General features: G+C 61.5%; 9 protein-coding genes. 7 read left to right on the plus strand and 2 right to left on the minus strand.

Features of this window, described 5'->3' with window-relative positions; translation table 11 throughout:
• Position 1: 1 nt before the first annotated feature.
• Positions 2-1,171 (minus strand): efflux RND transporter periplasmic adaptor subunit, encoded by a 1,170-nt coding sequence (locus BFL40_RS29695; protein ID WP_071487284.1) that lies wholly within the window; start codon positions 1,169-1,171, stop codon positions 2-4.
• A 145-nt stretch (positions 1,172-1,316) separates the two neighbouring features.
• Here BFL40_RS29695 and BFL40_RS29700 point away from each other — a divergent pair, with 145 nt between their 5' ends.
• Together BFL40_RS29700 and BFL40_RS29705 are read left to right on the plus strand one after the other, a co-directional pair.
• Entirely contained in the window at positions 1,317-2,702 is a 1,386-nt protein-coding gene (locus BFL40_RS29700; protein ID WP_174555567.1) for an ATP-binding protein, read from the plus strand.
• A gap of 3 nt (positions 2,703-2,705) precedes the next feature.
• The gene (locus BFL40_RS29705; protein WP_071487286.1) at positions 2,706-3,398 is read left to right on the plus strand and encodes a response regulator; all 693 of its coding nucleotides are present in this window, start codon (positions 2,706-2,708) and stop codon (positions 3,396-3,398) included.
• A 25-nt stretch (positions 3,399-3,423) separates the two neighbouring features.
• Here the strand turns inward: BFL40_RS29705 and BFL40_RS29710 are convergent, their stop codons facing one another.
• A complete protein-coding gene (locus BFL40_RS29710) occupies positions 3,424-4,191 on the minus strand; it encodes an AraC family transcriptional regulator (RefSeq protein WP_071487287.1) in 768 nt (255 codons plus the stop codon).
• Between the two features lie 186 nt (positions 4,192-4,377).
• Between BFL40_RS29710 and BFL40_RS29715 the strand changes: the two genes are divergently transcribed.
• The 5 genes from BFL40_RS29715 to BFL40_RS29735 are packed head-to-tail and all read left to right on the plus strand — an operon-like array spanning position 4,378 to position 10,824.
• Complete coding sequence (locus tag BFL40_RS29715) at positions 4,378-6,003, plus strand: APC family permease (RefSeq protein WP_071487288.1); 1,626 nt, start codon at positions 4,378-4,380, stop codon at positions 6,001-6,003.
• Positions 6,004-6,014: 11 nt separating this feature from the next.
• A complete protein-coding gene (locus tag BFL40_RS29720) occupies positions 6,015-6,941 on the plus strand; it encodes a 4-hydroxyproline epimerase (protein WP_071487289.1) in 927 nt (308 codons plus the stop codon).
• Between the two features lie 41 nt (positions 6,942-6,982).
• Positions 6,983-7,930: a dihydrodipicolinate synthase family protein gene (locus tag BFL40_RS29725; RefSeq protein WP_071487290.1), complete on the plus strand. Its 948-nt coding sequence runs from the start codon at positions 6,983-6,985 to the stop codon at positions 7,928-7,930.
• A gap of 59 nt (positions 7,931-7,989) precedes the next feature.
• The gene (locus BFL40_RS29730) at positions 7,990-9,561 is read left to right on the plus strand and encodes an aldehyde dehydrogenase (NADP(+)) (protein ID WP_071487291.1); all 1,572 of its coding nucleotides are present in this window, start codon (positions 7,990-7,992) and stop codon (positions 9,559-9,561) included.
• A 3-nt stretch (positions 9,562-9,564) separates the two neighbouring features.
• Entirely contained in the window at positions 9,565-10,824 is a 1,260-nt protein-coding gene (locus BFL40_RS29735; RefSeq protein WP_071487292.1) for an NAD(P)/FAD-dependent oxidoreductase, read from the plus strand.
• The last annotated feature ends 147 nt before the right edge of the window (positions 10,825-10,971 follow it).

The following is a 10,971-nucleotide window of genomic DNA, read 5'->3' on the forward strand; positions in this document are numbered from 1 at the left end:
TTCAACCCTCCTGCGCCACAACTGCGGCATCCACGGGTTGCGTCTGGACCAAGGCGCCGACGCGAACTTTCTGCCCACCTTCGACAATCACTTGGTCACCCGCCTGTAAACCTGCGGTCACCCACCATTGATTACCCACCGCGCGGTCGACGGTCAGTACGCGCTGTTCAACCTTGCCATCGACCACCAGCAACACCGAGGTGACGCCACTGGCGCTACGGCTCACCGCCCGTTGCGGAACCAGGATCGCTTGATCATCGCGCCCCTGTTCCAACACGGCGCGCACAAACATGCCTGGCAACAACAGGTGATCCGGGTTGGCAAATACCGCACGCAACGTCACGGTACCGGTACTTTGGTTGACACTGACACCGCTGAATTTCAGGCGGCCTTCATGGCCGTAGGTGCTGCCGTCATCCAGTTTCAGGCTAATACGCGCCTCGCCGTCACCGTTGGCCTGCAACGCCCCGCTGGCCAGCTCACGTTTGAGACCCAACAGTTCGGTAGTGGATTGAGTGACATCCACATAGACCGGATCGAGTTGCTGCACGGTGGTCAACGCACTGTCCTGGTTGGCCACAACCAGGGCACCGGGGGTTACGGTTGAGGTTTCGATGCGCCCGCCGACGGGCGAACTGATGCGGGTGTACGCCAGGTTGATCCGCGCAGTCTCGACGTCGGCTTGAGCGACTTGTACGTCGGCGGCGGCCGTCTGCAAGCTAGCCTGGGCATCTTCGTTAGTTTGCTGGCTGATCGCGTCAATCTTCACCAACTGCGCATCACGCGTGGCCGTGGTTTGCGCCGATTTCAGCGTTGCGCGAGCCTTGGTCAACGAGGCCTGGGCCTGGGCCAAGGTGGCGGTATAGGGCGCCGCATCCAGTTGATACAGCGCCTGCCCGGCCTTCACCTCGGCCCCTTCGACAAACAGCCGTTGCTGCACAATCCCACCGACTTGCGGACGAATCTGCGCGACCATAAACGCCTGGGTGCGCCCTGGCAGCTCGGTGCTCAGCACCTGGCTGCGGGGCTGCACGGTGATCACCGAGACCTTGGGCGCGGCAACTTCTTCCGGTGGGTCGCCAGCGGAACAACCGCCCAGCAGCACCAGAATAATCAGGGAAAGGAACACCGCGGCGGTAACCAGGTATTTGGCGAAAAATTTGGTCGACATAGCTGCCTCTGCAAGACGGAACGGCTTGATTCGAGGCCATGCTGCAAGGCAAATGTGCAGGAAAATTGAAGATTGCCCACTTGGCTTGAATCTTTGTCGTGCGCAGGCCTAAATGGTCGGGTCATTCATTTACCGGCCCGACTACATGAAGTTGAGTATCTCCACCAAACTGTTTCTCGCGGTACTGGCAGGGGTGCTCTTGGTCATCCTGAGCATGGGCCTGGCCACCAGTTGGAGTTTCGGGCGTGGATTTCTCGGCTACATCAATGAACAAGCCCTGGAACGCATGGTGCCGGTAGTGCCCCGCTTGGCCGCCGCCTATGAGCGCGAAGGCAGTTGGGAGTTTTTCCGTAACCAGCCGGACCGCTGGTTCGAGGTGATGCGACCGGAGCCCGGTGAAAAAGCACCGATCCGTGACTTGAAGTTGCCACAGATATCGGACCTGACAGGTGCCTTGTTTCGCATCGCCTTACTCGACAAAGACAAAAAACGCGTAATGGGCTACCCCGCCATTGGTGACGACGCCTTGGCCTTGCCCATCACCGTGGCCGGTGAAACGGTCGGCTGGCTGGCCGTGACGCCTTTCCAGAGCGTGACCGAAGCGGGTGGTGAGCGCTTTCAGCAGTACCAACTGCGTACCAGCCTGGCGATGGGCGTGTTCTCACTGTTGATCGCGATGCTGATCGCCTGGTGGATCGCCCGTACCTTACTGGAGCCGGTCAAGCGCGTGGCCGCTGCCACCCACCGCCTGGCCAGCGGCGAATACAGCAGCCGCGTGGCCGTGGCGTCCAACGATGAAGTCGGTCAACTGGCCCGCGACTTCAACCAACTCGCCTACACCCTGGAACGCAACGAGCAGATGCGCCGGGAATTCATGGCCGATGTCTCCCATGAGCTGCGCACACCGCTGTCGGTGTTGCGTGGCGAGCTGGAGGCCATCGAAGACGGCGTGCGCACCCTGGACCACAGTTCGATGAAGTCGTTGCAAGGTGAAGTCGGCATGCTCAGCAAGTTGGTGGATGACCTGTATGAACTGTCCCTCGCGGATGTGGGCGCCCTCACCTACCGCAAGATCCCCTGCGTGCTCAATCAACTACTGGAAAACAGCGTGGCAATGTTCCAGGAGCGGCTGAGTGCGCAAAAACTGACGCTGGAGCTGGAGCTGCCATCGCAGCCTCTGGAACTGATGGCAGACCCTGGCCGGTTGCAACAGCTGTTCGCCAACCTGCTGGAAAACACCGTGCGCTATACCGATCCGAATGGCCTAGTGCGCATCCGTGCAGCCCAGGATCGCGACGAGCTGCGCATCGAGTTCCTCGATTCCGGCCCTGGTGTCTCCGCCAGCCAGCTGCCACGCCTGTTCGAACGCTTCTACCGGGGTGACGCGTCGCGTAACCGTAGTCGTGGCGGCGCAGGGCTGGGCCTGGCGATCTGTCACAGTATCGCCCTCGCTCACGGCGGCAGCCTGAGCGCCGACCACTCGCCCCTCGGTGGCCTTTGGCTGACCCTGCATCTGCCACGGAACACCTAATTCATGAGCACTGAAAACCTGATCCTGATCGTCGAAGATGAACCGAAGCTGGCCGCGCTGATGCAGGATTACCTTGTGTCCGCCGGCTACGCAACGCAGTGTTTGGAAAATGGCTTACAAGTGGTGCCGGCGGTGCGGGCCCACACCCCGCAGCTGATCCTGCTCGACTTGATGCTACCCGGGCGTGACGGCATGCAGGTGTGCCAGGACCTACGGGGTTTCAGCAGCGTGCCGATCATCATGATCACTGCCCGCGTCGAGGAAGTCGATCGCCTGCGGGGCCTGAATCTCGGAGCCGACGACTACATCTGCAAACCCTTCAGCCCGCGTGAAGTGGTCGCCAGGGTCAAGGCGATCCTGCGTCGCAGCCCGCAGTTGTTGAGCATCACAGCGCCGCGCCTGTTGATTGACGAGGCGCATTACACCGCCTCGCTCGACGGCATCGCGCTGGACCTCACCCCCCTTGAACTGCGCCTGCTCGGCACCCTGGCGCGCTCCGCCGGCCGGGTGTTTTCACGCGACCAACTGCTGGACAACCTCTACTCCGATCACCGTGTGGTCACCGACCGCACGGTAGACAGCCATATCCGTAATTTACGGCGTAAGCTTGAGCGGGTCTGCCCGGGCGAAACACCCATTGAGTCGTTGTATGGCGTGGGGTATCGGTTTCAGTTGACTGAGTCAAAGCCTGGGTGAACGGCTGACACTACAAGGCGAGCAACTACTCCAGCTGGCGATACTGCCTCGGCGTAAACCCGGTCAGCGCCTTGAATTGCCGGGTAAACGCACTGTGGTCGGTGTACCCGCATTGCAACGCCACTTCGGTGATCGGCAACTCGGTATGCAACAGCCGACGCGCATGCTCCAGGCGCACCTTCTGGATCATCTGCCGCGGCGTGAGGTGGAAAACACGCTTGCAGTAGCGCTCCAACTGCGCCACAGAAATCCCGGCAATTCGCGTCAGTTCGCCCAAGGTGACGCGGCGGTTGAAATGCTTGCGGATGTATTCATCCACGGCCGCCAGGCGCTGATAGGCCGGGTGGGTTTCGCTGGCCGATTGCAGGTCGACCGAGATACCCGCCAAGCCGATGATCCGGCTTTCATGGTTATAGAGCGGCCATTTATGGGTCAGGCACCAACCGGGTTCACGGGTGCCGTAAAGGTGCAGTTCAAGCTGATCTTCAAGCACAAACCCCTGCTCCAACACGCGCCGGTCCTGTTCGGTATAACCCGGCCCCAACTGCGCGGGGAAGACTTCGGCGCTGGTCTTGCCCAGCAGCGGTTGCAGGTGTTTGAGGCCGCAACGTTGCACCAGCGTGCGGTTGGCGAGCACGTAGCGGGCGTCGATATCCTTGATGAAGATGGCCGCGTTGGGGATCACATCCAGCATCGGCAACAGCTGTGCCACCCCGGCCAATAGCTGTTCGATGCTGCGGGGGCGATTCGCCTCGCTCCCTTGGCAAAGGGTCGCAAACGCGCTCTGCAACATGACTTCACTCCTCGTTTTCAATCTCGACGCCGAGCAGATTGCCCCATGCCCAAGGCGGTGTCGAGTGTGGGGAATTGTGCTGAATTCGTCATCCACACAAATGGAAAACATCAATCGCGGGATGCCTGATGGGTTCAGGATAGCGCCACTGCATGCCTATCCAATAACTCACAAGAAGGCGCCGCCATGTCTGCTCAAGGCAAGTTCAAGAAACAACTTTCACTGATGGACCTCACCTTTATCGGGTTGGGCGCCATCTTCGGTTCGGGCTGGTTATTTGCGGCCAGTCATGTGTCTGCCATCGCAGGCCCCGCCGGGATTATTTCCTGGCTCATCGGCGGTTTCGCCGTGCTGCTGTTGGGCATTGTGTACTGTGAACTGGGCGCTGCATTGCCCCGCGCCGGTGGCGTGGTGCGTTACCCGGTTTACTCCCACGGCCCGTTGCTGGGCTACCTGATGGGCTTTATCACGCTGATCGCGTTTTCCAGCCTGGTGGCGATTGAAGTGGTTGCCTCGCGCCAATACGCGGCGGCCTGGTTTCCCGAGCTGACCAAGGCTGGCTCCAGCGACCCGACCACCCTGGGCTGGCTGGTGCAATTTGCGCTGCTGTGCCTGTTCTTTGTCCTCAACTACCGCAGCGTCAAGACCTTCGCCATCGCCAATAACCTGGTGAGCGTGTTCAAGTTCATTGTGCCGCTGCTGGTGATTGGCGTGCTGTTCACCTTTTTCAAACCGGCGAACTTCCAAGTGCAGGGTTTTGCACCGTTTGGTTTGTCGGGCATTGAGATGGCAGTGTCGGCCGGTGGGGTGATCTTTGCTTACCTGGGGCTCACGCCGATCATCTCGGTGGCCAGTGAGGTAAAGAACCCGCAACGCACGATTCCGATTGCGTTGATTCTGTCGGTGCTGCTGTCGACGGCCATCTACGTACTGCTGCAAACCGCGTTTCTCGGTGGCGTACCCACAGAGATGCTGGCCAATGGTTGGGCCGGGATCAGCAAGGAGTTGGCTCTGCCCTATCGTGACATCGCCCTGGCACTGGGCGTGGGTTGGTTGGCCTATCTGGTGGTGGCCGACGCGGTGATCTCCCCCAGCGGTTGCGGCAATATCTACATGAACGCCACCCCGCGTGTGGTGTATGGCTGGGCGCAGACCGGCACCTTCTTCAAGATCTTCACCCGTATTGATGAAAAGTCCGGCATTCCGCGCCCGGCGCTGTGGCTGACCTTTGGCCTGTCGGTGTTCTGGACCCTGCCGTTCCCGTCCTGGGAAGCGCTGATCAATGTGGTCTCTGCCGCATTGATCCTGAGCTACGCCGTGGCCCCGGTGACCGTCGCTGCGCTACGCCGTAATGCACCGGACATGGCGCGGCCGTTCCGGGTCAAGGGCATGGCGGTACTCGGCCCACTGTCGTTCATCATCGCTGCGCTGATCGTGTACTGGTCCGGCTGGAGCACCGTGTCGTGGCTGCTCGGCCTGCAAATCCTGATGTTTGTGGTGTACCTGCTGTGCGCTCGCTGGGTACCGACCGCGCACCTGAATATTAAGCAACAAGTGCGCTCGTCGGCCTGGCTGATCGGCTTCTACGCGGTGACCATCCTGCTGTCCAAGCTCGGCAGTTTTGGTGGCATCGGGGTGATCAGCCACCCGTTTGACACCATCGTCGTCGCGGTCTGCGCCTTGGGCATCTATTACTGGGGCGCCGCCACCGGCGTGCCTGCACACCTGGTACGCCTGGAAAGCGAAGAGGACGAAAGCGAAGCCGTCAGCGACGCCCACTACAGCGCCCCACTGTCCCCGGCTACCCACTGATGGAGCGTTTTATGAAACGGCTGCACGTTATCGATTCCCACACCGGCGGCGAACCCACGCGCCTGGTAATGACCGGGTTTCCTGAACTCGCCGGCGCCACCATTGCCGACAAACTCGACAACTTGCGCTCGCAACACGATCAATGGCGCCGTGCCTGCCTGCTGGAGCCGCGTGGCAATGATGTACTGGTCGGCGCGCTGTATTGCGAACCGGTTACGCCCGGCGCGACGTGCGGTGTGATTTTTTTCAACAACGCCGGTTATCTCGGCATGTGTGGTCACGGCACCATCGGTTTGGTCGCCTCGTTGCACCACTTGGGGCGTATCGAGCCCGGCGTTCACACCATCGACACGCCGGTGGGCCCCGTAGCCGCCACGCTGCATGAGGACGGCGCAGTAACCCTGCGCAACGTGCCCGCCTACCGCCATCGCCGTCAGGTGCCGGTGGACGTGCCTGGGCATGGCGTGGTCTACGGCGATATCGCCTGGGGCGGCAACTGGTTCTTCCTGGTGTCGGAGCACGGCCAGGCCTTGCAAATGGACAACGTCGACGCCCTCACCGATTACACCTGGGCGATGCTCAAGGCCCTGGAAACCCAAGGCATTCACGGTGCCGACGGCGCGCTGATCGACCACATCGAACTGTTCGCCGATGACGCCCATGCCGACAGCCGCAACTTCGTCATGTGCCCCGGCAAGGCCTATGACCGCTCGCCCTGCGGCACCGGCACCAGCGCCAAGCTGGCCTGCCTGGCCGCCGATGGAAAACTCAGCCCCGGCGAGCTGTGGGTACAAGCCAGCATCACCGGCAGCCAATTCGAAGGCCGTTATGAATGGGATGGCGAGCGTGTGCGCCCCTTCATCACCGGTCGCGCCTACATGACCGCCGACAGCACCTTGCTGATCGACGAGCAGGACCCTTTCGCCTGGGGCATCTGAGCCCGGGTCTTATTTAAATGAACGCTGCAGGAGTTAGAACAATGAGCGACAACATCTTCACCGGTTGCATCCCCGCACTGATGACCCCATGCACCGCCGAGCGCAAGCCGGACTTCGACGCCCTGGTTGCCAAGGGCCGCGAATTGATCGACATCGGCATGAGCGCCGTCGTGTACTGCGGTTCCATGGGTGACTGGCCGTTGCTGACTGAAACCGAGCGCCAGGAAGGTGTGGCGCGCTTGGTCGCCGCAGGTGTGCCGACCATCGTCGGCACTGGCGCGGTGAACAGCCGTGAGGCGGTGGCCCACGCCGCCCATGCCGCCAAGGTCGGCGCCCATGGTTTGATGGTGATCCCGCGTGTGTTGTCCCGTGGTGCATCTGCAACCGCACAAAAGGCCCACTTTGCGGCGATTCTCAAGGCCGCACCGAACCTGCCGTCGGTGATCTACAACAGCCCGTACTATGGCTTCGCGACCCGCGCCGACCTGTTCTTCGAACTGCGCCGCGAACACCCGAACCTGATCGGCTTCAAGGAATTCGGCGGCGCTGCCGACCTGCGTTACGCGGCGGAAAACATCACCTCCAAAGACGATGACGTGACCCTGATGGTCGGCGTCGACACCCAGGTGGTGCATGGTTTCGTCAACTGCAACGCCACCGGCGCCATCACCGGCATCGGCAACGCGCTGCCACGGGAAGTGTTGCAACTGGTGGCCCTGAGCAAAAAAGCCGCCAAGGGCGATGCCAAGGCCCGTCGCCTGGCCCGTGAGTTGGAAGCCGCACTGGCGGTGTTGTCGTCATTCGACGAAGGCTGCGACCTAGTCCTGTATTACAAGCATCTGATGGTGCTCAACGGTGACCAGGGCTACGCGCTGCACTTCAATGACACCGACGTGCTCAGCGATGCCCAACGTCGTTACGCCGAGAACCAGTACGCGCTGTTCCGCCAGTGGTACGCCAACTGGTCGGCTGAACAGAACGTCGCCTGAGCCTTGCGCGCCGCTGTGGTTCTCACAGCGGCCAACCCTATTTTTTCCAGGATAACCCCATGACTCTGACGGGCAAGATGCTGATCGGTCAGCACGCAACTTCCGGCAATCGCGAAGCGATCCGGGCCATCAATCCCGCCACCGACACCCCCTTGGAGCCAGCCTACGCAGGGGGCAACGCTGAACACGTCGAACAGGCTTGTGCATTGGCGTGGGCTGCGTTCGATGCTTACCGCGAAACCTCATTGGCGGACCGCGCCAGCTTTCTCGAAACCATTGCCGACAATATTCAAGCCTTGGGCGATGAGTTGATCGAACGCGCCGTGGCCGAAACCGGCCTGCCGCGCCCGCGCATCCTGGGTGAGCTCGGCCGTACGTGCGGGCAGTTGCGCACCTTCGCCCGCACCGTGCGTGCCGGCGAATGGCTGGATGTGCGCGTGGATACCGCGCAACCGGAACGTCAGCCCCTCCCCCGTTCGGACTTGCGTCAACGGCATGTGCCATTGGGGCCGGTGGCGGTGTTTGGCGCGAGCAATTTCCCGTTGGCGTTCTCGGTGGCAGGCGGTGACACCGCCTCCGCACTGGCGGCCGGTTGCCCGGTGATCGTCAAGGCTCACGGCGCCCATCCCGGAACCAGCGAGTTGGTAGGCCGCGCAGTGGCCCAGGCGGTGAAAGACTGTGGCTTGCCGGAAGGCGTGTTCTCCCTGGTGTACGGCTCAGGTCGCGAAGTGGGGATTGCGCTGGTCACCGACCCGCGGGTCAAAGCTGTCGGCTTTACCGGTTCGCGCAGCGGTGGTATCGCGCTGACCCAAGCGGCGCAGGCGCGGCCAGAGCCGATTCCGGTGTACGCCGAGATGAGCTCGATCAACCCCGTGTACTTGTTTCCTGCTGCGCTTGCAGCCCGTGCAGAAGGTTTGGCCCAGGGGTTTGTGACCTCGTTGACCCAGGGCGCCGGACAGTTTTGTACCAATCCCGGCTTGGTGATTGCCGTCGCTGGCGCTGCTCTGGATCGTTTTATCAGCACTGCAAGCGAATTGCTCCCGGAGCACGCGGCCCAGACGATGCTCACGCCCGGTATTTTCAAGGCTTACGAAACGGGTGTGGGTGCACTGGCTGAACATGCCCAGGTCGCCGCAAAAGGTTCGGCCGCCAAGGGCCCCAATCAAGGCCAGGCGCACCTGTTCGTCACCCAAGCCAAAGCTTTTTTGGCCAATGAACACCTACAGGCCGAAGTGTTCGGCGCAGCTTCGCTGATAGTGGTGTGTGCCAACGACGAGGAAGTACACCAGGTATCCGAACACCTGGAGGGCCAACTCACCGCCACCCTGCAACTGGACGACGATGATCTGGCTCGCGCCAAAGCCCTGCTCCCCGTGCTTGAACGCAAAGCCGGTCGCCTGCTGGTCAACGGCTGGCCGACCGGCGTGGAAGTGTGCGACGCCATGGTCCATGGCGGTCCCTTCCCCGCCACCTCCGATTCGCGCAGCACCTCGGTCGGCACAGCGGCGATCCTGCGATTCCTGCGCCCGGTGTGCTATCAGGACTTCCCCGACACCTTGTTGCCTAGCGCCCTGCAACACGGCAACCCGCTGCTGTTGCGGCGTTTGCTCGACGGTCATAGAGAGGCCTAGCCGATGTCTGATTCCAACATCGCAGATATCGCCGTCGTCGGCGCCGGCATTATCGGCGTCGCTTGTGCCCTGCAATTGGCGCGTCAAGGCAAGCGGGTGATGGTCATCGACCCACAGGAGCCCGGCATGGGCGCCTCCTACGGCAATGCCGGGCACCTGGCGACCGAGCAGGTATTTCCCATCGCCGACGTGTCGATCCTGAAACGTTTGCCCGCGATGCTGATGGACCCCATGGGCCCGCTGCGTCTGGACTGGAAATACCTGCCCCGCGCCCTGCCCTGGTTTGTGCGCCTGCTGTTGAACCTGCGCCCGACACGTTATCGGCGTACGGTGGCGGGCATTCGGGCGCTGAATGAAGGCAGCCTGGGCGCGTGGCAACGCTTGCTGCAATCCATTGAACGGCCGCATTTGCTACGCGAGGACGGTTCATTACTGGTGTTTGAGCGTGCCGAATCCCGTGAAGCGATCGACGTGCTGCAGCAACGGATGCAGCAACAAAACGTGCCAGTGGATTTCTGGTCAGGCGATCAAGTGCACAAGGCGGCGCCGCAGTTGAGCGACGCTATACAAGGTGGGCTGTTCTTCCCAAGTACCGGGCATTTTCTCGACCCGTATCGGGTGGTCTGTGAATTGGTCGACGCAGCCAAGGCCCAGGGTGTGCAGTTTCTAAAGCAGCGCGTACTGGATGGTCTCGTGGTGGAAGGTGGCGTTTCACTGATGACTGATCAGGGCAGCTTGGCGGCGCGCCAAGTGCTGATCGCTTGTGGCGCCCACTCAGCAAAACTCACTGCCGCCCTGACCCGAAAAAAGGTCCCGCTCGACACCGAACGCGGCTATCACTTGATGCTGCCCCATGAACAAAACCGCCTGCCATTTGCCGTTACGTCCCTTGAGCGCAAGTTCATCATGACGCCCATGGCCGGTGGCTTGCGCCTGGCCGGCACCGTCGAGTTCGCCGGGTTGGAACGCCCTGCGAACATGAATCGCGCCTGGCAGTTGCACCGGTTGAGCACGGGGTTGTTTCGTCAGGACTTGAGTGTGCAAGACGCTACACCCTGGATGGGGTTTCGGCCGTCATTGCCGGACTCGCTGCCGATCATTGATCGGGTGTGCGATGGGAAAGTGCTGCTTGCATTTGGGCATCAGCATTTGGGGCTGACTCAGGCGGCGGTGACGGCGGAGATGGTGGTGCAGATGGTCTCGACAAAGCCTGTGCTGTCCGGTTTGCCGGCGTCTGCGGCGTATCGATTAGATCGATTCTGAGAAAGCTCGCCTGATGCGTAATGCCGTTCAGTTGAGGATGTGGTGTGGCGAGCGGGCTTGCCCCGCGTTGGGCTGCGAAGCGGCCCTAATACTGAAAAATACGGTGCATCAGGTACTCCTCTGCGCCTGGTTTTGGGGCTGCTGCGC

The sequence above is a fragment of the Pseudomonas costantinii genome (genome assembly GCF_001870435.1).
GTDB classification, from domain to species: Bacteria; Pseudomonadota; Gammaproteobacteria; order Pseudomonadales; family Pseudomonadaceae; genus Aquipseudomonas; species Aquipseudomonas costantinii.

Bases quoted from the DNA above. Each gene is read 5' to 3' on its own strand.
- BFL40_RS29695 (WP_071487284.1), bottom strand. From the start codon at position 1,171: ATGTCGACCAAATTTTTCGCCAAATACCTGGTTACCGCCGCGGTGTTC.
- BFL40_RS29700 (WP_174555567.1), top strand. From the start codon at position 1,317: ATGAAGTTGAGTATCTCCACCAAACTGTTTCTCGCGGTACTGGCAGGG.
- BFL40_RS29705 (WP_071487286.1), top strand. From the start codon at position 2,706: ATGAGCACTGAAAACCTGATCCTGATCGTCGAAGATGAACCGAAGCTG.
- BFL40_RS29710 (WP_071487287.1), bottom strand. From the start codon at position 4,191: ATGTTGCAGAGCGCGTTTGCGACCCTTTGCCAAGGGAGCGAGGCGAAT.
- BFL40_RS29715 (WP_071487288.1), top strand. From the start codon at position 4,378: ATGTCTGCTCAAGGCAAGTTCAAGAAACAACTTTCACTGATGGACCTC.
- BFL40_RS29720 (WP_071487289.1), top strand. From the start codon at position 6,015: ATGAAACGGCTGCACGTTATCGATTCCCACACCGGCGGCGAACCCACG.
- BFL40_RS29725 (WP_071487290.1), top strand. From the start codon at position 6,983: ATGAGCGACAACATCTTCACCGGTTGCATCCCCGCACTGATGACCCCA.
- BFL40_RS29730 (WP_071487291.1), top strand. From the start codon at position 7,990: ATGACTCTGACGGGCAAGATGCTGATCGGTCAGCACGCAACTTCCGGC.
- BFL40_RS29735 (WP_071487292.1), top strand. From the start codon at position 9,565: ATGTCTGATTCCAACATCGCAGATATCGCCGTCGTCGGCGCCGGCATT.